Here is a 22,835-nt window from a genome sequence, read left to right as displayed (position 1 = left end):
GCCGCCGCCGGCCCTCACTTCAATGCGCGAAAACCTGCTCCAGTGAGCGAAAGCCCTTGAATTCCAAGGCGTTGCCCGAGGGGTCGCGGATGAACAGCGTCGCCTGTTCGCCAGGCTCGCCCTTGAAACGCACCATTGGGCGCTCCAGCCAGTCTATGTCGTCGCGCGCTTCCAGCCGGTTCGCCAGGCGCTGCCAGTCGTCCATCAAGAGCACGGCGCCGAAATGCGGGATCGGCACCAAAATGCCGTCGACCTTGCCGTCGCTGGCGGCTTGCGCGACCTGCGGTCGCAGATGCGCCGACATCTGGTGGCCGTAAAGGTCGAAATCGACCCACGTCGCCGACGAGCGGCCGATCGCGCAGCCCAGCACCTCACCATAGAAAGTTCGGGTTTCATCGAGATCACGAACCGGAAAGGCAAGATGGAAAGGCGTCACGGCGAGGGCTCCAGATAGGCAAAAACCGCGATGTCCGCTCTTTGCGGGCGATTTGATCGCGACATCCTGATTGCCCTTCTGCCATTGCACAAGCGGCATTGGAACAATAGATGGTGCGGCAGCACCTGCCTTCCGGACAGGCTGAAGAAACAGGATCAAGTGCATGACCGACAAGCTCGACGCCGCGAAATTGACGGACCGCGTCGCGGCCCTGGTCGAGGCCGCCAAACGCGCCGGCGCCGATGCCGCGGACGCCGTCGCGGTGCGTGGCCGCTCGACCGGCGTTTCGGTGCGGCTTGGCAAGGTCGAAAACACCGAAGCGTCCGAGGGCGACGATGTTTCGCTGCGGGTCTTCGTCGGCCAGCGTGTGGCCAGCGTATCGGCCACCGCCGCCTCCGATCCGAAGGCGCTTGCCGAGCGGGCCGTCGCCATGGCCAAGGTGTCTCCCGAGGACCCCTACCAGGGTCTTGCCGACCCCGCGCTGCTCGCCGGGCAGACGCGCGATCTGGACCTGTTCGACGCGACGGAAGTGTCGGCCGATCAGTTGAAGGAAGCCGCCCTTGCGGCCGAGGCGGCGGCTCTCGCCGTCAAGGGCGTGACCAATTCGTCCGGCAGCAATGCCAGCGCCGGGCTTGGCGGGTTGGTTCTGGCCACCTCGCACGGTTTTCTCGGCCACTATGTCGCCTCGCGCTTTGCGCGCTCGGCCAGCGTGATCGCCGGCGAGGGCACCGGCATGGAGCGCGACTATGAATTCTCCTCGCGCCAGCATTTTGCCGATCTCGACGCGCCCGAGGATATCGGCCGCAAGGCCGGTGAACGGGCGGTGCGCCGCCTTGGCGCGCGCAAGGCGGCGACCGGACCGGTCGACGTGGTGTTCGACCCGCGCGTCGCGCGCGGCATTGCCGGCCATATCGCCGGCGCCATCAACGGCGCTTCCGTCGCGCGCAAGACCTCGTTCCTGCGCGACATGATGGGCAAGCAGGTGGCCGCTGCCGCCATCACCGTCACCGACGACCCGCTGCGGCGTCGTGGCCAGGCCTCGCGCCCATTCGATGGCGAAGGCGTCGAGGGCGAGAAGCTCCTGATGATTGACAAGGGTGTCCTCAACCACTGGTTCCTGTCGACATCGGCGGCCCGGGAACTCGGTCTTGTCACCAACGGTCGCGGCGCGCGCGGCGGCTCCTCCGTCTCGCCGTCGTCGACGAACCTCGCCATAGAGGCGGGCGAGCGCTCGCCGGAGGATTTGATCGGCTCGCTCAAGACCGGCTTCTACGTCACCGAAGTGTTTGGCCAGGGCGTCGACATGCTCACCGGCGAATACAGCCGCGGCGCCTCGGGCTTCTGGATCGAAAATGGCGCGCTTGCCTATCCGGTAGCCGAAGTCACCATCGCCTCGAACCTGAAGACGATGTTCCTCAACATGGTGCCGGCGAATGACCTCGACCGTAATTTCGGCACCGCCGCCCCGACCCTCCTGATCGAAGGCATGACCCTTGCCGGAGCATGACCTGACCACTGCCAGCGCCGATCTGGACCTGCCGCTACTGCGCGACGCTGCCCGCGAGGCCGGTCTTATCGCCATGCGCTACTTCGGCAACAATCCGCAGGTCTGGATGAAGGGCGGCACCTCGCCGGTCAGCGAAGCTGATCATGCCGCCGATGCGTATCTGCGCCAGACACTGCTTGCGGCGCGGCCGGACTATGGCTGGCTGTCGGAAGAGACGGCCGACGATTCGGCGCGGCTTTCGGCGCGCCGCACCTTCGTTGTCGACCCGATCGACGGCACGCGCGGCTTCCTCGAAGGCCAGCGGACCTGGTGCGTCAGCGTTGCCGTCGTCGAGAGTGGCCGCTCGCTCGCCGGCGTACTCGAATGCCCGGCGATGGAGGAGACCTACTGGGCGCTGCCCGGCCAGGGCGCCTTCCGTAACGGCAAGCGCATCGCGGTGCGCAAGCCTGGGGACAAGGCTGAAATTTCAGGATTGAAGCAGTTGATCGACATGGTGCCTGCCGACTGGCAGAAGCGGCTGCAGCGGGCACCCTACATCCCCTCGCTCGCCTACCGCCTGGCGATGATCGCCAATGGGACGCTCGACGCAACGTTCGTCAAGCCGAACGCGCATGACTGGGACATCGCCGCCGCCGATCTCATCCTGCGCGAGGCGGGCGGACATCTGCTCGACCCGAATGGCCGCGCGCCGCTCTATGCCGGCGAGGTGATCCGCCACGGCGCGCTCGCCGCCGGCAGCGGGGACCTGTTGGCGGTGCTTGTCGATGTCATCGCCGGGCTGGATGGCTGAAAGCGTTTTCGACGGTTCCAAAGTCTGCGGCTTTGGTCTAGACCTGTCACAAACTCACGATATGTGAAGGACCGACATGGCCGCGGAAGACGGAAAGAAACAGCTTTTGCATCTGGTGTTCGGCGGCGAACTCAAGAAGCTTGGCGGCACGGAGTTCCGGGATCTCGACGCGCTCGACATCGTCGGCGTCTTTCCCGATTATCAATCCGCGCACACCGCGTGGAAGGCCAAGGCGCAAGCCAGCGTGGACAATGCCCATATGCGTTATTTCGTCGTTCATCTGCACCGTCTGCTGGATCCCGATAGCAAGGCCGTCGGTTGACTTCGATGGAGCGTGATCTGGCGAAAGAGCCAGCCAGCGAGGCCGCGCCCACGGGCAGGGGCGGCAGTCGCACGACCAAGGCCTTCTGGCGCAGGATTCGCCAGCCGCTCGCGCAGTCCCGGTTCGTCAAGAACGCCATTGCCAGCCTGCTCGCGCAGTTCGTGCGGCTGGTTCGCCTGACCAGCCCCCTGGTCGCCGGATCGGCGCGTTTTTCGGGCGGCGCCTATGCCGAGTTCGAGCCGGGGATCATCGCTCTGTGGCATGGCCAGCATCTTTTGACGCCGGCCTATTACCCCAAGCGCAAGCCATTGGTCGCCATGGTGTCGCGCAGCGCCGATGCCGAACTCAACGCTCTGATGCTGGAGAAGTTCGGCATCGAGGCGGTGCGCGGTTCGGGCGGGCGCGACAATGCCAGGCATCTCGACAAGGGCGGGGCCAAGGCCCTCATCGCCCTCAAAAAGTCGCTCACCGCAGGCAAGAACGTCGCCATGATCGCAGACATACCCCACGGTACCCCGCGCGATGCAGGGCTCGGTATCGTTCTTTTGGCTCGCCTCTCCGGCCGGCCTCTGCTGCCCGTCGCCATCGCCACCAGCCGCCGCAAGGTGCTGGAAAAGAGCTGGGACAAGACCACCATCAACCTGCCCTTCGGCCGCTCCGCCGTGACCATCGGCACGCCGATCTTTGTGGCGGCGGATGCCGACGATGCCGAAATGGAGCGCAAGCGCCAGGAAGTGACGGTTGCTCTCAATGCCGCGACCGCCGAGGCCTACCGTCTCGTGGATGGTTCGCGGTGAGCGGCCGCTGGGCGCGTACCATGTTGTCGGCATATCGTTTTGCCGGCGCCGCCGCCTATCCCCTGGTCGGGCCCTACGTCGCCTGGCGCACCTCGCGCGGCAAGGAAGACCGCAACCGCCGCCGCGAGCGCTATGGCGTCGCCGGCCGGCCGCGCCCAGAGGGACCGGTGATCTGGATCCATGCGGCGAGCGTCGGCGAGACCTTGGCCGTCGTGCCGTTGGTCGAAAGCATCCTCGACTACGGCGTCAACATCGTTCTGACAACCGGCACGGTGACCTCCGCCCAGGTCGTCGGCGAGCGGCTCGGCGACCGCATCATCCACCAATATGTGCCGCTCGATCTGAAGCCGGCGGTCAGCCGCTTCCTCGATCACTGGAAACCCGATCTGGCGATCATCGCCGAATCCGAGATCTGGCCGATGACCATCCTCGAACTCGGTGCCCGCCACGTGCCGCAGGTGCTGGTCAATGGCAGGCTCTCCGATCGCTCCTACACATCGTGGAAGAAGCGGGCCAACCTCGCCGAGGCGCTGTTCGAGAATCTGGCCCATGTCGTTGCCCAGTCCGACGTCGACGGCGAGCGTTTTCGCGCGCTCGGCGCCCGGCCGGTCACGGTGTCGGGCAATCTCAAGGTCGACACGAACCCGCCGCCGGTCGACGACCGTGCGCTTGGCACTTTGCAGCGACAGATCGGCGATCGCCCGACCTGGGCGGCGATCTCGACCCATGATGGTGAGGAAGTGGTCGCGGCGGAAGTCCACGCGATGTTGCACAAGCGTCACCACGGCCTTTTGACCATCGTCGTTCCGCGCCATCCCGATCGGGCCGAAGCCCTTGCCGCGGAGATTTCCGGCATGGGCCTGAAGGTTGCGCGGCGCAGCAAGGGCGACCGTATCGGGCCCGACACCGATGTCCTGCTTGGCGATACGATCGGCGAAATGGGCTTGTACCTCCGCTTGACCGAAATCGCTTTCGTAGGCCGCTCGCTGACCTCCGAAGGCGGCCAGAACCCGCTCGAGCCGGCCATGCTCGACACCGCCGTTCTCGCCGGGCGCAACGTGCAGAATTTTCGCGAGGCCTATCAGCGCCTGCTCGACAGCGGCGGCGCCAAGCTGGTGCGCGACCGCGACATGCTGGCTGGCGCCGTCAATTTCCTCCTGACCAACGAAGTAGCGCGCCACGAGATGATGGCGGCGGGGATCGCGACTGTCGATGAGATGCGCGGCGCGTTGGCACGCACGCTCAAATCGCTCGAACCCTATATCCAGCCGCTGGTGGTCAAGGCGCGCCTGAAGGGCGCGAACGGGCGTTAACGTGGCCACCGAAGCACCACCATTCTGGTGGGAAGAGCCGGACTGGAAAGTCCTGGCGCTGTCGCCGCTGTCGGCCGTCTACGCGCTGGTCGCCGGTCGCGGCATGCGCAGGGCCCGGCGCGAGAAGATCCAGGCGCCGGTTCTGTGCGTCGGCAATTTCACCGTAGGCGGCACCGGCAAGACACCGGTGGCGATCGCGCTCGCCCTACAGGCCAAGCGCATGCATCTGAAGCCTGGGTTTCTGTCGCGCGGCCATGGCGGTTCCTTCGCCGAGCCGCACGTCGTCGATATCAGTCATGACAGCGCCAAGCACGTCGGCGACGAACCGCTGCTGCTGGCCGAACATGCTCCGGTCGCGGTGACGCCCAATCGTGCCGCCGGCGCCCGGCTGCTGCTGGAAAAACACGGTTGCGATTTCCTGATCATGGACGACGGCTTCCAGAGCGCGCGCATCCACATCGATTATGCGCTGGTGGTCGTCGACGCCCGCTACGGGATCGGCAATGGCCGCGTCATCCCGGGCGGTCCGCTCAGGGCCAAAATCGTCGACCAACTGGTCTTCACCAGCGGATTGCTGAAGATGGGCGAGGGCAACGCTGCCGATGCCGTGGTCCGTCTGGCGGCGCGTGCCGGCCGGCCGATCTTCGAGGCGCACACGGAGCCGAGCAGCAAGGCAGGGCTTGCCGGAAAGCGGTTTCTGGCCTTTGCCGGCATCGGTCATCCCGAAAAGTTCTTCGACACGGTGCGCGACGCCGGCGGCGAAGTGGTCCTGTCCAGGCCCTTTCCGGACCATCACTTCTACGCCGAGGACGAGCTGGCCGAACTGGCCGCGACGGCGCATGCCGAAAGCCTTGGCCTGATCACCACCGCCAAGGACGCCGCCCGGTTGCGCCACGGCGCCCCGCAGGATTTTCTCGATTGTCTCGACGTGCTGAAAATCGATACGGCGTTCGAGCTCGACCATGTTCCCGAACGCATCATCGAGGAGACGCTCGATGCCTGGCGGCAGCGCAAGCTGAGAGGCTAACCCCGTTTGCGCAGTTCCGGATGCACCTCGATTTCGCGGCGCAGCGAAGCGGTGGCGTTCACATAAGGCTCCTGCCTGCCGACGCTCCAGTATTTCAGCTCGTCCAACGGGATGTTTTCGCCCGTCACCGCGCAGCGCACGAACGAGCCGGGGCTGGTGACCTGGAAATCGCCATCGAGATAGCGGATGCGGGCTTCCTTGCCGCCGGGGCCTTCGAAACGGTTCATCATGCAATGGCACTTGAGTTCATCGGGATTCAATCGCCATAAATCGTGGGCAAGGTCAAGCTTGGCGCAATGCTCATCTAATATTGCTCCATGGCACAATGGTTGTCAGGAAGCGCCATGGACATCGCCAATGCAAGCATGCCGTCTTTGCTGAAAGAAGCACTCACGCCCCAGCCGCTGCCTTCGCCCACGGCCGACCCGGCGACCGCGGCGCTGGTCAAGGCGCTCGTCCAGCCGCCGGCGCCCGTGATGGTGCAATCGGCGCAGTTCGCCACCCAGGCGTTGCAAAGCTCGCTGCCGCGACCGGCCGCTCAAACCTCGCAACGCCTGTCGTCCACCGAGATCGAGGATGCCTACCGGGCCGTCATGGAGCCCGACGCCCCCAGCCACCATGAACCGCCACGAGCCTCGACGGGCGGGGCAGGGGCGGACACCGATCAGGCTTCGCGCGGCTTCGCCCCGAAGCAGATGACGGCCACTGACAGCACCCCCAAACTGGCGCCGGCCTCGGCCCAGTCCACATTCTCGCCGTCCGTCGCTTCCGCCGTGGTGCTGGTCGCGGCCAACGCCAACGCGCCGCAACCGCGCGGCGCCTCCCGCCGTCCGGCGGGCCATGCTCCACGATCCGAGCCAGTTCCGCCGTCGCTGTCGACGATATCGATCGTGACGGCCATCGTCTCGGCAGCGACCACCATGATCGTGCTTTTTCTGTTTCGTTGAGCAGGTATCACGCGATTTCCGACCGCGACCGTCACGCCTTCGAGCCTAATCGCCATCCTGCAGGAAAGCTTCCAGCCTTGCCGAAGCAAGCCCGGCCTGTTCGGCGATGCGCCTGGCGAGATCGGCTGCGGCCGCGCGCGGCCGCCCGACCGGACGATCCAGCCAGTAGGAAACCGGATTGAGCGCGGTGCGATCGTCGACGGCGACGAGGCGCCCCGATTCTATCTGGTGTTCGGTGAGCGGCGGCCGTGCCAGCGCGATGCCGAGCCCATGGGCTGCGGCATCGAGCACCACATTATAGTCCTCGAAGCGGCGGTCTTGCGGGCGCGGCCGGTAGTCCATGTCCTGCGCGGCGAACCAGGCGCGCCAGCCCGAAGCGTCGGAATCGTTGATCAGCGGGAATTTGAGCAATCGGGCCGGGTCGCCACCGCCGATCTCTCGTGCGAGGCCCGGCGAGGCGATCGGGAAGAGATGTTCCTCGAACAGTTGCACCGAGACTCGGCCCGGGATGCGGCCGCGACCGCAGCGGACCGACAGATCGATGCCTTCATCGGCGAGATCGGCCTGACGGTTGTCAACGTCGAGCACGATGCGCAGGCGGGTAGGCTCGTTCTCCAGCGCCGCCATGCGCGGCATAAGCCACAGGCCGCTCACCGAGGGGATCGAGGCCAGCCGAACCACCGCGGTGCCGCGCGGCTCCACCCACCGGTCCGAATTGACCGAGATCAGCGCGAAGGCTTCGGTGGTCCTGAGATGCAGGCGGTTGCCTTCGTTGGTCAGCGACACGCCGCGCGCGCCGCGTTCGAAAACCTTCAGGCCAAGCCAGTCCTCGAGCTTGGCGATCTGCCGGCTGACCGCGCCATGGGTAAGATTGAGCTTTTCAGCGGCGGCCGAAAAGCTCCCCGTGCGCGCCGCCGCGTCGAAGGCGCGCAATGTCTCCAGCGGCAGCATACTGTTCGAGCTGTGATCCATGCTCACAGGTGACTCTCGATTTGGTCGTTTGTCAATTGACCTGGAAAGGCGTTTTCTGCTTCCGAGACCTGAAGAATCCGAGGGCAATGAGATGAGCGCAACGACAGGCGCGTTGAATTCGACACAGCGGATGGACACCACGGCCGCCATCGCCGTGGCGCTGACGGTGATCGGCTGGGCCTCCGCCTTCCCGGCGATCCGGGCCGGGCTCGCCGCCTTCCAGCCGCTGGAGCTTGGCGCCCTGCGCTTTGCCATCGCCGCCGTGCCGGCTGCCATCTACCTTGCCGTCAAGCGCCCGGCGCTGCCCAGGATCGGCGACTTGTGGCGCCTCGCCTTCGGCGGCGCCATCTTCGTCGCGCTCTACACGGCGATGCTCAATTTCGGCGAGCAGACCGTCTCGGCCGGAGCAGCCGGCTTCATCATCAATGTCAGTCCCATCTTCACCGCCATCATGGCGATGGCGCTGCTTGGCGAGCGCTTCTCAGGCCTGGCCTGGATCGGCACCGTCATTTCCTTCGCCGGCATCGGCATCATAGCCGTCGCCGACGGGCATGGCCTGCATTTCAATGCCGGCGCGCTGCTGGTGCTTGGCTCGGCACTCTGCTCGGCCGTCAACACCATCGTCCAGAAGCCGCTGTTTGCCCGCCACCATCCGCTGACCATCGCGGCGTCCAACATGGTGCTCGGCGCGCTCTGCCTTGCGCCCTTCCTGCCCGCCGCTCTGCAGCAGGCCGCCGTCGCCAACACCGCCGGCCTTGGCGCCGTGATCTATCTCGGCATCGTGCCGAGCCTGATCGCCTATGCGGCCTGGGCGACCGCGCTGTCGCGTCTGCCGGCGGCGCGTGCCTCGAACTTCTTGTACCTGGTCTCGCCTATGTCGGCCCTTATCGGCTTCTTCTGGCTGGGCGAGATGCCGACGCTGCTCGGCATTCTCGGCGGTGCATTGGCGATGGGTGGCGTCATCGTGGTGAATTTGAAGAGGTAAATCAAAGCGCCTTGTGCCGGCCTGTTTAGCAGTCGGTTCACCGCCGCCCGAACAACCGCTCGATGTCGGCCAACTTGAGTTCGATATAGGTCGGGCGTCCGTGGTTGCAGGTGCCCGAGCCCGGCGTCGCCTCCATCTGGCGCAGCAGCGCGTTCATCTCCTCGGCCTTGAGCAGCCGGCCGGAGCGCACCGAGCCGTGGCAGGCCATGGTCGCCGCGATCTTGTCCAACCGTTCTTTCAGCGTTTCGACCGTGTCGTTGTCGGCGATCTCGTCGGCGAGGTCGCGCACCAATTGCCCGACATTGGTCTCGCCCAGCATCGACGGTGTCTCGCGCACGGCGACCGCGCCCGGGCCGAAACGCTCGATGCCGAGGCCGAAGCGGGCGAGCGTTTCGGAATGCATGGCGAGCCGCTCGGCGTCCTCTTCCGGCAGGTCGATGATCTCTGGCAGGAGCAGCATCTGCGAGGGCACCGGCTGCGAGTGCAGGGCGTTCTTCAGCGCCTCGTAGACAAGCCGCTCATGCGCCGCGTGCTGGTCGACGATGACGAGCGAATCCCTGGTCTGGGCGACGATGTAGTTCTCGTGCACCTGGGCGCGCGCAGCCCCCAGCACCGCGCCAAGCAGCGTCTCGGTTGCCTCATTCTGCCCGGCGCGCGCATCGGCGCTGGCGAGCGGGCCGGCATCGAACGCCGCCTGGTCGCCCTCGCCGAAGCCGGCGGTTCTTGCATTGCCGCGTTCAAAGCCGGCACCTGCGAATTGCATGTCGAGCGGCCGCTGCGGCGAGCGCGAAGGGTCGAAACCCGTGGGGCCGGAGGCACGGAAAGCTGCTTCGTAGCTGCGATGGCCGTTTGTCGGACCGCCGTGATCATAGGGTGTGGCGCCCGGCCGGAACGCAGCCATCATGCCTGCGGCACCCGTGGTGGCGGAGCGGATGCCGGCATCGGCCAGCGCTTGCCGGATGGCGCCGACGATCAGACCGCGCACGAGGCCCGGATCGCGGAAGCGGACATCTGCCTTGGCCGGATGGACGTTGACGTCGACGATCGCTGGATCGAGCGTCAGGAACAGCACCGTCACGGCGTGGCGGTCGCGCGGCAGGACATCGGCGAAGGCGCCGCGGATGGCGCCGGCGATCAGCTTGTCGCGCACCGGCCTGCCATTGACATAGGCGTATTGCTGCAGCGCGTTGGCGCGGGTGAAGGACGGGATCGACACATGGCCGGTCAGATGCACGCCTTCGCGCATCGCGTCGATGGCAATGGAATTGTCGGGAAAGTCGGCGCCCATTACCTGCGCGACGCGGCGCAGGCTGCCGTTCGCGCTGTCCTCGGTCGCCGGCAGTTCCAGCGTCGTGCGGTCGGAACCGGCCAGCGTGAAACGCACCGTGGGGAAGGCGATGGCGATGCGCTTGACGATGTCGCTGATGGCCGAGCTTTCGGCGCGTTCGCCTTTCATGAACTTCAACCGTGCCGGCGTGGCGAAGAACAGGTCGCGCACCTCGACCGTGGTGCCGCGATTGGCGGCTGCCGGCTTGACGGGCTGGACGCGGCCGCCCTCGATGCCGATCTCCGCGGCGCTGTCGCCCGAAGCCGTGCGCGAGCGGATCGACAGCCGCGACACCGAGCCGATCGACGGCAACGCCTCGCCGCGAAAGCCAAGCGAGCGGATGTCGTGGATGTCCTCGGCGAGCTTGGACGTGCAGTGACGCGCGATCGCCAGCGCCAGCTCCTGCTCCGGGATGCCGGAGCCGTCATCGGTGACGCGGATCAGGCTCAGCCCGCCGCCCGACGTGACTACCTCTACCTTGCTCGCACCGGCATCGAGCGCGTTCTCGACCAGTTCCTTGACCACGCTCGCCGGACGTTCGATGACTTCGCCGGCGGCGATCTGGTTGATCATCGTTTCGGAAAGCTGTCGAATGGGCATGATCTGATCTTACACGGATTCGGTCGGTGCGTTCGAGGCCACTTTACGCCTGCGCGACCAGCCAGTCTCTTACCTTGCGGGCATTGTCCGAGAGCTCACGGTTCTTCGGCCAGATGACGTAGAACGCGGTGCCCGTCTTCATGACGTGGTCCGTTACCGGTACCAGCAGCCCGGTCGACAGCAGCCGCTCGACAAGGTGGCGCCAGCCGAGCGCGATTCCTTGCCCTTCCATGACCGCCTGGATCACGATCGCATAGTCATTGATGCGCAAGCCACGCTCCGCATTGCGGAGGCTGGCGCCGGCCGACTGGAACCATTCGTCCCAGTTCGGGGCCTCGCGATAGGGCTCCTCCAGATGAATGAGGCGGTGTGTCGCCAGTTGCTCCACGGTCTCAGGCCGGCCGAATTTCGTCAGATAGCTGGGACCCGCGACCGGAAAAATCTCTTCGTCGGAGAGTGATAACGAATGGTAGTCCGGCCAGTCGCGTGGCACGCCTCCGCGCACGGCGAGCGGAATGCCTTCGGCGATAATGTCGAGATCGCGGTCGCCGGTCTGGATGCGCAGGTCAATGCCCGGCAGCTCGTCGCGGAACCGCTGCAGGCGCGGCATCATCCAGAACGAACCGAAGGCCGTCGAGGCGGCGAGCGTCACATGGCCGCCGGTCGCCTGCAGGCGCAGATCCTCCGCCGACTTGCGGATGTGGGAAAGGCCGAGCGAGACGTCGGCATGGAAGCGCTCGCCGGCCTCGGTCAGGCTGACCTGGCGATGGCGGCGCTGGAACAGCTGGGCGCCGAGCTGCTCCTCCAGGCCGCGCACCGCATAGGAAACGGCAGCCTGGGTCATGCCGAGCTCGCGCCCGGCGGCGGTGAAGCTCGACAGCCGGCCCGCCGCCTCGAAGACGATCAGGCTGCCGGCGGAGGGCAGGAGATGGCGCAGGTTTCGCATAAGCACAGCTTATACAAGAGATCAGGATTTTCCAGCGTCACAGCTGTATTTCACCTCGCTAAGTTGACCTGGATCGAAGGGATGGAGGCTCCATGAACGCACCGGCCGCTGAATTGACCGAGCAAACCCATCGCCGTGGCGGTGGCCGTCTCGGGCGCAAGGCGCTTCGTGGGGCACCGATCGCGTCGTTCCCAACCCTGGTCCGTCAGATTCCGGTGTACCAGATGGTTCCGGACGAGGCGGTGGAACTGATCCACGAGGAATCGCTGTCGATCCTGGAAGAGGTCGGCTGCGAGTTCCGCGACGACGAGGCCATTGCCTTGTGGAAGGCCGCCGGTGCCGACGTCAGGGAAACGCGGGTCCGCATCGATCGCGCGCTCCTGATGGAACTGGTCTCGAAGGTTCCGCCGGAATTCACGCTCAATGCGCGCAATCCCGAGCGCACGGTTCGCGTCGGCGGCAAGAACTCGATCTTCGTGCCGATGTATGGCGCGCCCTATGTCCGCGACCTCGACAACAACAGGCGCTACGGCACGCTCGCCGACCTCAACAATTTCCACAAGCTCGCCTATATGGCGCCCGCGCTGCACTCGTCGAGCTCGATCATCTGCGAGCCGATGGAGATACCGGTGCCGAAGCGGCATCTGCACATCATCCACTCGGCGCTGAAACATTCCGACAAGCCGTTCATGGGCATCGTGACGTCGAAGGAGCGCGCCGAGGACACGATGGCGATGGCTGGCATCGTCTTCGGCGAGGAATTCGTGCGCGACAACCCTGTGCTGGTGGCGATCACCAACTGCAATTCGCCGCTGGTGTGGGACGCCACCATGATCGACGCCATGCGGGTCTATGCGAGCCACAATCAGCCACTGATCCTGGCGCCTTTCGCGCTGTGCGGCGCCTCCACCTCGGCTTCCGCCGTCGGCGCGGTGGCGCAGGTCAACGCCGAGGCGCTTGCGGGCGTGGCGCTGACCCAGCTCATTCGCCCCGGCTCGCCGCAAATCTACGGTCAGTTCATGGTGACGGTCGACATGAAGACCGGCGCGCCGATGGGCGGCACGCCGGAGGCCGCGCAGATGATGTATCTGATGGGCGCATTGGCGCGGAAATACAAACTGCCGTGGCGCACCTCGGGCTTCCATGTCGGCTCGAAACTCAACGATGCCCAGGCCGGCTATGAGGCGAACATGCTGATGCATGCAGCCATTCTTGCCGGCGCCAACTACATCTGGCATTCGGCCGGCTGGCTGGAAGCGGGTCTCACTTGCGGTTACTCGAAATTCGCCACCGACTGCGAACAGCTCGTCGGCTGGTACAAATACGCGGGCGGCCTGCCTTTCGACGATTTCAAGGACGCGATGGCGGCGATCCGCGAAGTCGGGCCGCAGGGCCATTTCCTCGGCACCCAGCACACGCTCGAGCATTTCGAGAAGGCTTTCTTCATGCCGAGCATCATGGACTTCAACTCCTACGAACAATGGAAGGCGGAGGGGGCGAAGGACCACGACACGCGCGGCCGCGAGAAGGCGCGCAACATGCTCGCCGATTATGAAGAGCCGAAACTCGACGAGGGTATCGCCGACGGTCTCAAGGATTTGATCGCGCGGCGCGAGGAAAAATTGCCCGACAGCGTTAGTTGAAAGAAAACGGGCGAAGACCCGACGGAACCAATGGGAGAAAGAAAAATGACGATTTTTAGAAGCAACGGCGATCGCGTCCCGGCCGCCATCGAGGCGATGGCCGAAGAGGCCCGCGCTGGCCGCATGGACCGGCGCGAGTTCCTGGCGCTGGCGAGCGCCTTCGGCGCTTCAACGGCTGTTGCCTATGGCATGATCGGGCTCGCGGTTCCGACAAAGGCTCTTGCCGATGAGCCGAAGAAGGGCGGAACGCTGCATGTCGCGATGTCGGTCAAGGCGCAGAAGGATCCGCGCACCTATGACTGGACAGAGATGGCAAACGTCACCCGCGCTTGGCTGGAGCCGCTCGTTCGCTATACCCGCCAGTTCACTTTCGAGCCGGTGCTGCTGGAAAGCTGGGACATCAACGACGACGCCACCGAATATACACTGCACCTGCGCAAGGGCGTCACCTGGAACAATGGCGATGCTTTCAACGCCGACGACGTGATCGTCAATCTGAACCGCTGGTGCGAGAAGGGTGCCTCCGGTAATTCCATGGCCGCGCGTGTCGGCGCGCTGATCGACGCCAAGACCGGCAAGGCGAAGGACGGCGCCATCACCAAGGTCGACGACCACACAGTGAAGCTGAAGCTTTCCGAACCCGACATCTCGATCATCCCGAATTTCACCGACTATCCGGCGCTCGTCGTGCATCGCGACTTCGACAAGGACGGCGCCGACCCGATCAAGAAGCCGGTCGGTACCGGAGCTTTCGAACTGGTGTCCTACGCTGTCGGGACAAAGGCGGTCGTCAAGCGCCGCGAGAACGGCAAGTGGTGGGGTGGCGAGGCGCCGCTCGACGGTGCCGAATTCATCGACTACGGCACCGATTTCAACGCCACGGTGAGCGCTTTCGACTCAGGCGAGATCGACGTCGATTTCGAAACGCCGGCCGATTTCATCGACATCCTCGACAAGATGAACCTCGTGAAATCGGAAGTCGCGACGGCGACCACGCTGGTTGCCCGCACCAACATCACGCACAAGCCCTACGACGATCAGCGGGTCCGTAACGCCCTGCAGATGGCTGTCGACAACAACGCCGTCCTGCAACTCGGCTATAATGGCCGCGGTACGGTGGGCGAAAACCACCATGTCAGCCCGATCCATCCGGAATACTATCCGTTGCCCAAGAAGACGCGGGACGTGGCGGGCGCCAAGAAGCTGATGGCCGACGCTGGACAGGCCAACTTCGAGCATGAACTGATCACCGTCGAGGACGAATGGCAGAAGAACACCGGCGACGCGATCGCCGGCCAGTTGCGTGAAGCCGGTATAAAGGTGAAGCGTACCGTTCTGCCTGGCTCGACCTTCTGGAACGACTGGACGAAATATCCCTATTCCATGACGATCTGGTACATGCGCCCGCTCGGCGTGCAGGTGCTGGCGCTCGGCTATCGTACGGGCGAGGCCTGGAATGAGACGGCCTATTCCAATCCGGAATTCGATGCCAAGCTCAAGCAGGCGCTGGCCCTGAGTGATGTCGCCAAGCGCAAGGAGGTCATGAAGGATGTCGAGCAGATCCTGCAGGACTCCGGCGTCATCATCCAGCCGTTCTGGCAGAAGCTCTACTGCCACATGAACAAGAAGGTGAAGAACTACGGCATGCACCAGACCTATGAAATAGATCTCCAGAACGTCTGGCTGGATGCCTAACTCCCCAAGACCGCCAAAAAGCTGCGACCGGCACCTCTCTGAGGTGCCGGTCGCACGTTAAAGGAGAGAGGGTGCATGTCTGAACGGGTCTTCAAGCGTCTGTTCGAGCCGGCAATGTTGCGCGGCAAGACGTTACGCAACAGGATCGTGTTCGGAGCCCATACCGCCAATATGGCGGTAGAGGGGCTGCCGACCGCGCGGCATGTCGGCTACTACGCGGAACGCGCCATCGGCGGCGCCGGCATGATCGTGGTCGAGCCGATGCCCGTGCACCAGGCCGCCGTGCTTACCCGCGGCAATTTCAGCCCTTCCGATGACCGCGTGGTTCCACATTTTCGCAAAGTAACTGACGCAATCCGCGGCAACGGCGCCATCGCCATCCAGCAGCTCTACCATGTCGGTCAGCACGCTGACGCGGACAACTCGTTTCATGCCGGTTGGTCGCCTTCGGGCCTGCCGAGCTACCACGATTCTGACGGTTCGCATCGGATGTTCGAAGCCGAGATTGAAGAGACGATCGACGGCTTTGTCCAGGCGGCGCGCCGTTGCCGCGAGGCCGGTTTCGACGGCGTCGAGGTCTGGGCGGCGTACCATTCGATGCTGGACCAGTTCTGGACACCCTGGTCGAACCGCCGGGACGACCGATGGGGCGGCAGCCTTGAAAACCGCACTCGGATGAGCCGTGAGGTGATGACCAGGATTCGCCGGGAATGCGGCGATGATTTCATCATCGGTCTTGCGATCAACGATGAGCCCGAAGTCGAAGTGGCGCTGAAGCGCGAAGCGCTGGCCGAGATAATCGACCTCCACGACCGCGACGCCTTGATGGACTATGTGACTTGCGGAACGGGCTCCTACTTCGACTTCTACAAGATCATGCCGACCTTTGTTTATCCGGAGAAGCTTGGTGCCGACCTGGCGTCCGTGCTCAAATCCACCGTGCGTCATGCGTTGATCACCGCCGAGAGCCATATCCGCACGCCCGAAAACGCCGAGAGCGTGTTGAGCGAAGGTCGCGCCGACCTCGTTTCCATCGTGCGCGGGCAGATCGCCGATCCGCATCTGGCCGCAAAGGCTGCCGCCGGCCGGCCGCAAGACATTCGCGGCTGCCTGTCCTGCAACCAGATGTGCTGGGGCCGGCGCAGCCGCGACTATTGGATCAGCTGCGTCATCAATCCTTCCGCGGGGCGGGAATGGGAGTGGGGCGGTGATCGCTTCGCTCTGGCCGCACAGCCGAAGCGCGTGCTGGTCGTCGGCGGCGGGCCGGCCGGTCTCGAAGCGGCGCGCGCCGCGGCCGAGCGCGGTCATCGCGTGACACTGGCCGAAGCATCCGACCGCCTCGGCGGGCAGTTCCGTCTTGCCGGACTGCAGCCGCGCCGTGCCCAGATTCTGGACCTGATCGACTGGTACGAGCGCCAGCTCGGCCAGCTTCAGGTCGACATCCGCTACGGGCAGTATGTCGAAGCCGACGATGTCGAGCGCGAAGGCGCGGATCATGTCATCGTCGCGACCGGCTCGATGCCGCCGGACGGCGCTTTCCAGCGGGCCTTGCCGCACTGGGGCAGCATTCCGGGCGGCGGGCCGGTGCTGTCGGCCGAGGCGGTGATGGCCCGTGAGGCGAGGCCGGGAAAAAATGTTCTGTTGCTGGACGATGGCGGGAATTGGAAAGGGTGCGGCACCGCCTGGAAACTCGCCGAGGACGGTCACAATGTGACGCTCGTGACACCGGACGCCCTGGTTGGCAAAGAGCTTCAGCGAATGGCCGTCGACGCGCCGCTGCGCCGGGCGCTCGCCAAACTGCGCGTGCGGTTTGTGACCGAGAGCGCCGTCGTTCATTGGGATGGCAAGGCGGCCAGGATCGCTTCGCTGCTCGACGGAACCGAGCAGGAGATCGAAGCCGATGCGCTGGTCTTCGCCGCCACCAGCATGGCCCAGGACAGCCTGTCCATCGAGCTCGAAAGGCGCGGAATTATGCATACCTCCATCGGCGACTGTACCGCCTCCAGACAGGCGGCATTTGCCATCCATGACGGGCGCAAGGTGGCGCTTGATCTTTGACGATTGCGAAAGGCGCCAGACCGGGCAAGGCATGAACGGGGCTAATGTCTGAATGCGTATCAAGTCAATCAAAGTCTATAAGGTGCTTCTGCCTGTCAAAGGCGGTGCCTACCGGATGGCCAGCGATACCGTGCAGAACTTGGACAGCACGCTGGTTGAAGTGACCACCGAGGATGGACTATCAGGCTGGGGCGAGACTTGCCCGATCGGCCCTGTTTACCAGCCCCAGCATGCTCTTGGCGCAAGAGCGGCAATTGCTGAAATAGCGCCTGGACTCGTCGGCGAGGACACGGCGTCCATGCGCCGCCTCGCCAAAAAAATGGACGAACGGCTGAACGGTCACAACTATGCCAAGGCAGCCTTGGATATAGCCCTCCTAGACCTCGCCGGCCAGCGGCTGGGCGTCCCTGTTTCAACACTTCTCGGCGGTGCGCTCACCGATCGCGTGCCGTCCTACTACTCGACCATCGTCGGTGCTCCGGACGAGACCGCGCGTATTGCCGCCGACAAGGTCAATGCCGGATATCCACGGCTTCAGATCAAGATCGGCGGGCGGGATCTCGAACAAGACGTCGCCACTGTGCACAAAGTATGGGAGGCGGTTGGCTTCAAGGCCCGGATAGCCGTCGACGCCAATCGCGGCCTGACCGCTGCCGCGGCACTGCACATCGATCGGCTTTGCCAGGCAATCCCGTTCGTGTTCGAACAGCCTTGCAACACCATGGAGGAAGTCGCTGGTCTCAAGGGACGCGTTACCCATCCGATCTATCTCGATGAGAATACCGAGGATTTGAATGCGGTGCTGCGGGCGGTTTCGTCAGGTATCGCGGACGGATTTGGATTGAAGGTCACCCGCCTTGGCGGCCTTACCAAGATGGCCACGGTCCGCGACCTGTGTGCGATACGATCTCTCCCGCACAGCTGCGACGACGCCTGGGGCGGAGACGTCATCGCCGCGGCATGCGTCCACCTCGCCGCCACAGTCGAGCCGAGACGTTTTGAGGGAGCCTGGATCGCGCAGGAGTACATCGAAGGGCATACGGATCCCGTAAACCCGATCGTGATCGAGAACGGGCATATACGCATCCCGCAGATCCCAGGGCTCGGTGTCAAGCCTGAACGCTCCCAACTCAACGCGCCGATTGCCATTTTCGGAGACTAAGGATCGTTGGATGTGATCTATGCAAGTAGACGAGCCACTCGAAGGCTTCATGAGCCGCAAAAAAGCCGATATGCACGATGCGTGGTATTGATTGCTTTCCGCAGCCAAACATTCGGGGAAATCCATGAAACTGCTGCTCGCTGCCATCCTGTCGATTGCCGCACCAGCCGCCGCCCTGGCCGGTCCGGCGTCCGATGCCGTGAAGTTCTTCTATGTTCCGCAGGTCAAGTTCGAGGCGGATGCGCATTATCGCGATCGCTTCACCGCGCCGGTGACGAAACTGTTCGACCTCAACGACCAGGCGACCAAGAAGAATCCGGACCAGGTCGCCTGTATCGACTTCGACCCCGGTCTCGACGCGCAGGATTTCGACCAGAAGACCCTTTCCAAGACTCTGAAGCTGTCCGAGACGGTGGATGGCGACACGGCGCAAGTGGTGGCGAACTTCAGCCTTTTTCCGGAAGGAGGAGACGATTCGCAGCGCGAAATGCACTGGTCGCTGAAGAAGGTCGACGGCAAGTGGAAGATATCGGACATTGCATCGAAGACCAGCGACTGGACGCTGAGCCAACTCGAATGCATGGCGGGCCAAGATCCGGAGTGAAGCAATGGCCGGCCGCGCGTTCCTGCTATTGTCGGCCATGTGCCTGCTGGCGGCTGGCTTGAACGGCTCAGCCGCTCAGGGCCTGTTGGGCGCCCCGCCGGCAAATGCTCCGGCCGGGACCGCGCCCGATGACAGCGGGACGCCGCCGGCGACCGCGCCTGGCGGAGCCGCGGAGCCGGCGACGCCACCCGTCGCATCGCCGCCCAGCGGGCCTGCCGCCCCCATCCAGCCGGGATCGCCGACAGCGGTCGTGCGGCCGTTTTACGATCAGGTCGGCCTGGAGGTCGATCCGGCCCAGCGCGGCCATTTCATCGACCCGGCCAAAACCGTGCTCGACAAGAGCGACGCCTTGCGCAAATCCGGGCAGGGCGAATGCCTGGACCCCAACATGGCGCTCGACAATGCCGACTACGACAAGGCCGAGATCGACAAGAGCCTGAAGACGCTCGAGGCGATCAACGGCGATCAGGCCAAGGTCATCGTCGCCTTCGTCGTCGCCGGCAACCCGCACCGCCTCGAATGGAAGTTCAAGAAGGTCGGCGGCGAATGGAAGATATCGGACCTTTTGTCGGTGACCGGCGAATGGGCGCTCAGCCAGTATCAGTGCGAATGACGACCGAACTAGCCGCGCCCGCGATAGGGCGCAACGCCGGTGTCCGGCAGCCAGGCGCCTTCGGGCGGAGCGCCGGTCTGCCAGAACACGTCGATCGGAATGCCGCCGCGCGGATACCAATAGCCGCCTATGCGCAACCAAAGCGGCTTGGTCGCGGCCACGATGCGCCGTCCGATCATCACCGTGCAGTCTTCATGGAAAGCGCCATGGTTGCGAAACGAGGTCATGAACAACTTGAGCGACTTCGATTCCACGAGGGCAGCATCGGGGGCGTAGTCGATGACGATATGGGCGAAATCCGGCTGTCCGGTCACCGGACAGAGCGAGGTGAATTCCGGGACGGTGAAACGCACGATCGCCGGCGGTCCGTCGCCGCGCGAAAACGGCACGGTTTCCAGGACCGCAGCTTCGGGGCTCTGTGGCGTCTCGACGTGGGTGCCGAGCTGGGTGAGGGCTTTGGTATCGATCATAAGCGGTTTTCCTTGGATTTGCCGCTCATTAACACAAATTAAAACGGCAGGAAGACGATGATCAGCAACGACCCGCTTCTCCAACCCTACCAGCTCAAGCATTTGACGCTGAAGAACCGGGTGATGTCGACCAGCCACGAGCCTGCCTACTCGGAGGACGGCATGCCGAAGCAGCGCTATCGGCTCTACCATGCCGAAAAGGCCAAGGGCGGCATGGCGCTGACCATGACCGCGGGCTCGGCCATCGTTTCGCGCGACAGCCCGGCCGCCTTCGGCAATCTGCATGTCTATGACGACCGCATCGTTCCATGGCTGGCCGAACTCACTGACGCCTGCCACGAGCATGACTGCAAGGTGATGATCCAGATCACCCATCTTGGCCGCCGCACCGGCTGGAACAAGGCCGACTGGCTGCCGGTGCTGTCAGCCTCGCCGGTGCGCGAGCCGGCGCATCGTGCTTTCCCCAAGACCATAGAGGAGTGGGATATCGAGCGCATCGTCGCCGACTATGCATCGGCCGCGCAGCGCTGCCAGGCAGCTGGCCTAGATGGCATCGAGTTCGAATCCTACGGTCATCTGATGGATGGCTTCTGGTCGCCTGCCACCAATTATCGCGACGACGAGTATGGCGGTTCGCTCGACAATCGGTTGCGCTTCACCAATATGGTGCTCGATGCGGTGAGGGCGGCGGTCGGTGAGAAATTCGTCGTCGGCATCCGCATGGTCGCCGACGAGGATTTCGAAAAAGGCCTGTCGAAGGAGGAGGGCATTGAGATCGCCAGGCGGCTCGCAAACTCCGGCAAGGTCGACTTCCTCAACATCATCCGTGGCTCGATCGAGACCGACGCGGCACTGACCAAGGTCATCCCGGTGACCGGCATGCGGTCCTCGCCGCATCTCGATTTCGTGGGCGAGGTGAGGGCGGCGACGAAATTCCCGACCTTCCACGCGGCGCGCATTTCCGACGTCGCCACCGCACGCCATGCGATCGCCACCGGCAAGCTCGACATGGTCGGCATGACGCGCGCCCACATCGCCGATCCGCACATCATCAAGAAAGTGATGGAGGGCCGCGAGCACGAAATCCGCCCCTGCGTCGGCGCAACCTATTGTCTCGACCGCATCTACGAGGGCGGCGAGGCACTGTGCGTCCACAATGCGGCGACCGGCCGCGAGGCCGATATTCCGCATATCATCGTCAAGACGGAAGGGCCTAGACGGAAAGTCGTCGTCGTCGGCGCCGGCGCCGGCGGACTGGAGGCGGCGCGCGTCGCGGCCGAGCGCGGCCATCAGGTGACGATCCTGGAAGCCTCATCACAAGCCGGCGGCCAGGTCCGTCTGGCGACCCAGAACCCACGCCGCAAGGAGTTGATCGGCATCATCGACTGGCGTCTGGCCGAACTCGACCGGCTCGGCGTCGAGATCCGCTACGATACCTGGGCCGAGCAGGACGACGTCCTGGCGCTGGCGCCCGATGTCGTGGTGATCGCCACCGGCGGCCTGCCGCAGAACCCGCCGCTGGCCTCCGGCGACAATCTCGTCACCTCGAGCTGGGACATCATGGCCGGCAGCGTCAAGCCGGCCGAAAACGTGCTGCTCTATGACGACAATGGCGGCCATCAAGGCATGGGCGCGGCCGAACTGATCGCCAACAGCGGCTCGAAGCTGGAACTGGTGTCGCCGGAGCGGTTCTTCGCCCCCGAAATGGGCGGCATGAACCACGTACCCTATGTCAGGGCTTTCCACGAAAAAGGCGTCACCGTCACCATCAACACGCGCCTGCGCTCGGTGCGGCGCGAGGGCAATCAACTGATCGCGGAACTCGCTTCGGACTTCGCCGATGGCTGGCGCGGGGAGCGGCGCGTCGACCAGGTGGTGGTCGAGCACGGCACCGCGCCGCTCGACGACCTCTATCTGACGCTGAAGCCGCTGTCGAAGAACGGTGGCGCGGTCGACTACGAACGTCTGGTCAATGGAGGCGACATTTTTCCACCACGCAACCCCGAAGGCGGCTTCGTGTTGTTCCGCATCGGCGATGCGGTCGCCTCCCGCAACATCCACGCCGCCATCTATGATGGGATCAGGTTCGGGATCAGGATTTGATCACGATCAGGTGGCGCGCAACGGCCTTTGCAAGGAGAGCCACCTGCCGCTCCGGCCCGTTGCGCGCCGCGCATGATCGGCTTTCACCGGCCGTGCGATTCTAAAACATCTTGGCGGTCGCCATGCAAAGCACGGTGATGACCAGCAGCCCGCCGGCGATGCGTTCGCCCCGGGTCATTTTCGCGCGCAGCTCCGTTTGGGTCGCGGCATCGGCGTCGGCAAGCTGCCTGCTGGCGGAGCCCACAAGCGCGCCTTGCACGCCGGCGGCGATCAGCGCCGTCAAAATGCCGAGCGCCAGTACCTTCTCCATCGGGCCGAAAGCGCCTTCATGGAAAAAATACCAGAGCAGCAAACCGGTCAGGAAAGCCAAAACGGCCGCGCCCATTTGTGGCCGGAAGAACCGCTCCGCCCGGATGTCCGGATCGCGGGCAACCGCGATGGTCGTGCCAGCCCAGAAGACGCCGGCCATGACGTGCAGGCCGATGACGACGATATAGACATATTGCATGATCGCATTC

The 22,835-nt window shown here is 64.5% G+C and carries 22 protein-coding genes; 15 read left to right on the top strand and 7 right to left on the bottom strand.

Annotation, left to right across the window (positions count from 1 at the left end; translation table 11 throughout):
* Positions 1–19: 19 nt before the first annotated feature.
* Positions 20–436 (bottom strand): VOC family protein, encoded by a 417-nt coding sequence (locus FJ970_RS23070; protein WP_140755632.1) that lies wholly within the window; start codon positions 434–436, stop codon positions 20–22.
* 163 nt (positions 437–599) lie between these two features.
* Here FJ970_RS23070 and FJ970_RS23065 point away from each other — a divergent pair, with 163 nt between their 5' ends.
* The 6 genes from FJ970_RS23065 to lpxK all read left to right on the top strand — a co-directional run bounded on the left by FJ970_RS23065 (position 600) and on the right by lpxK (position 6,192).
* Entirely contained in the window at positions 600–1,943 is a 1,344-nt protein-coding gene (locus tag FJ970_RS23065; RefSeq protein WP_140755631.1) for a TldD/PmbA family protein, read from the top strand.
* Positions 1,930–2,733, top strand: coding sequence for a 3'(2'),5'-bisphosphate nucleotidase CysQ (locus FJ970_RS23060; protein WP_140755630.1), 804 nt, complete (start codon positions 1,930–1,932; stop codon positions 2,731–2,733). The genes FJ970_RS23065 and FJ970_RS23060 overlap by 14 nt, the downstream gene beginning before the upstream one ends.
* A 76-nt stretch (positions 2,734–2,809) precedes the next feature.
* Positions 2,810–3,055, top strand: coding sequence for a DUF4170 domain-containing protein (locus FJ970_RS23055; RefSeq protein ID WP_140755629.1), 246 nt, complete (start codon positions 2,810–2,812; stop codon positions 3,053–3,055).
* Between the two features lie 5 nt (positions 3,056–3,060).
* A complete protein-coding gene (locus FJ970_RS23050; RefSeq protein WP_140755628.1) occupies positions 3,061–3,852 on the top strand; it encodes a lysophospholipid acyltransferase family protein in 792 nt (263 codons plus the stop codon).
* On the top strand, positions 3,849–5,165 hold the full coding sequence (waaA, locus tag FJ970_RS23045; RefSeq protein ID WP_140755627.1) for a lipid IV(A) 3-deoxy-D-manno-octulosonic acid transferase: 1,317 nt from the start codon (positions 3,849–3,851) through the stop codon (positions 5,163–5,165). Before FJ970_RS23050 ends, waaA begins: the two co-directional genes overlap by 4 nt.
* A 1-nt stretch (position 5,166) precedes the next feature.
* Positions 5,167–6,192 carry a tetraacyldisaccharide 4'-kinase gene (gene lpxK, locus FJ970_RS23040; RefSeq protein WP_140755626.1) on the top strand — a complete coding sequence of 342 codons (1,026 nt, stop codon included), beginning with the start codon at positions 5,167–5,169 and terminating at the stop codon, positions 6,190–6,192.
* Here lpxK and FJ970_RS23035 read toward each other — a convergent pair.
* Positions 6,189–6,422 carry a DUF2093 domain-containing protein gene (locus FJ970_RS23035; protein ID WP_140755625.1) on the bottom strand — a complete coding sequence of 78 codons (234 nt, stop codon included), beginning with the start codon at positions 6,420–6,422 and terminating at the stop codon, positions 6,189–6,191. The genes lpxK and FJ970_RS23035 overlap by 4 nt on opposite strands.
* A 114-nt stretch (positions 6,423–6,536) precedes the next feature.
* On the opposite strand from FJ970_RS23035, the gene FJ970_RS23030 reads away from it, so the two are divergent.
* On the top strand, positions 6,537–7,139 hold the full coding sequence (locus FJ970_RS23030; protein WP_140755624.1) for a hypothetical protein: 603 nt from the start codon (positions 6,537–6,539) through the stop codon (positions 7,137–7,139).
* A gap of 45 nt (positions 7,140–7,184) precedes the next feature.
* Here the strand turns inward: FJ970_RS23030 and FJ970_RS23025 are convergent, their stop codons facing one another.
* Entirely contained in the window at positions 7,185–8,111 is a 927-nt protein-coding gene (locus FJ970_RS23025) for a LysR substrate-binding domain-containing protein (RefSeq protein ID WP_140755623.1), read from the bottom strand.
* A gap of 91 nt (positions 8,112–8,202) precedes the next feature.
* On the opposite strand from FJ970_RS23025, the gene FJ970_RS23020 reads away from it, so the two are divergent.
* Entirely contained in the window at positions 8,203–9,096 is an 894-nt protein-coding gene (locus FJ970_RS23020; protein WP_140755622.1) for a DMT family transporter, read from the top strand.
* Positions 9,097–9,133: 37 nt separating this feature from the next.
* Here FJ970_RS23020 and mutL read toward each other — a convergent pair whose 3' ends face one another.
* Together mutL and FJ970_RS23010 are read right to left on the bottom strand one after the other, a co-directional pair.
* On the bottom strand, positions 9,134–11,023 hold the full coding sequence (gene mutL / locus FJ970_RS23015) for a DNA mismatch repair endonuclease MutL (protein WP_140755621.1): 1,890 nt from the start codon (positions 11,021–11,023) through the stop codon (positions 9,134–9,136).
* Positions 11,024–11,066: 43 nt separating this feature from the next.
* A complete protein-coding gene (locus tag FJ970_RS23010) occupies positions 11,067–11,969 on the bottom strand; it encodes a LysR substrate-binding domain-containing protein (RefSeq protein ID WP_140755620.1) in 903 nt (300 codons plus the stop codon).
* 92 nt (positions 11,970–12,061) lie between these two features.
* Between FJ970_RS23010 and FJ970_RS23005 the strand changes: the two genes are divergently transcribed.
* The 6 genes from FJ970_RS23005 (at position 12,062) to FJ970_RS22980 (ending at position 19,744) form a co-directional block, all read left to right on the top strand.
* Positions 12,062–13,612, top strand: a complete 1,551-nt coding sequence (locus FJ970_RS23005; RefSeq protein WP_140755619.1) for a trimethylamine methyltransferase family protein — start codon at positions 12,062–12,064, stop codon at positions 13,610–13,612.
* Positions 13,613–13,657: 45 nt separating this feature from the next.
* A complete protein-coding gene (locus tag FJ970_RS23000) occupies positions 13,658–15,307 on the top strand; it encodes an ABC transporter substrate-binding protein (RefSeq protein WP_140755618.1) in 1,650 nt (549 codons plus the stop codon).
* Between the two features lie 75 nt (positions 15,308–15,382).
* On the top strand, positions 15,383–17,365 hold the full coding sequence (locus tag FJ970_RS22995; RefSeq protein WP_140755617.1) for an FAD-dependent oxidoreductase: 1,983 nt from the start codon (positions 15,383–15,385) through the stop codon (positions 17,363–17,365).
* A gap of 52 nt (positions 17,366–17,417) precedes the next feature.
* Positions 17,418–18,527: a mandelate racemase/muconate lactonizing enzyme family protein gene (locus tag FJ970_RS22990; RefSeq protein ID WP_140755616.1), complete on the top strand. Its 1,110-nt coding sequence runs from the start codon at positions 17,418–17,420 to the stop codon at positions 18,525–18,527.
* A gap of 124 nt (positions 18,528–18,651) precedes the next feature.
* On the top strand, positions 18,652–19,131 hold the full coding sequence (locus FJ970_RS22985; RefSeq protein ID WP_140755615.1) for a DUF3828 domain-containing protein: 480 nt from the start codon (positions 18,652–18,654) through the stop codon (positions 19,129–19,131).
* 4 nt (positions 19,132–19,135) lie between these two features.
* Positions 19,136–19,744, top strand: coding sequence for a hypothetical protein (locus FJ970_RS22980; protein WP_140755614.1), 609 nt, complete (start codon positions 19,136–19,138; stop codon positions 19,742–19,744).
* Between the two features lie 8 nt (positions 19,745–19,752).
* Here the strand turns inward: FJ970_RS22980 and queF are convergent, their stop codons facing one another.
* Positions 19,753–20,214: a preQ(1) synthase gene (queF, locus tag FJ970_RS22975; RefSeq protein ID WP_140755613.1), complete on the bottom strand. Its 462-nt coding sequence runs from the start codon at positions 20,212–20,214 to the stop codon at positions 19,753–19,755.
* A 57-nt stretch (positions 20,215–20,271) separates the two neighbouring features.
* Here queF and FJ970_RS22970 point away from each other — a divergent pair, with 57 nt between their 5' ends.
* Complete coding sequence (locus tag FJ970_RS22970; protein WP_140755612.1) at positions 20,272–22,317, top strand: FAD-dependent oxidoreductase; 2,046 nt, start codon at positions 20,272–20,274, stop codon at positions 22,315–22,317.
* 100 nt (positions 22,318–22,417) lie between these two features.
* Here the strand turns inward: FJ970_RS22970 and FJ970_RS22965 are convergent, their stop codons facing one another.
* Positions 22,418–22,825 carry a hypothetical protein gene (locus FJ970_RS22965; protein WP_140755611.1) on the bottom strand — a complete coding sequence of 136 codons (408 nt, stop codon included), beginning with the start codon at positions 22,823–22,825 and terminating at the stop codon, positions 22,418–22,420.
* Between the last annotated feature and the right edge of the window lie 10 nt (positions 22,826–22,835).

It is taken from the genome of Mesorhizobium sp. B2-1-8 (assembly GCF_006442545.2).
Lineage (GTDB): Bacteria > Pseudomonadota > Alphaproteobacteria > Rhizobiales > Rhizobiaceae > Mesorhizobium.
This window is presented reverse-complemented; position numbering and strand designations above follow the sequence as displayed.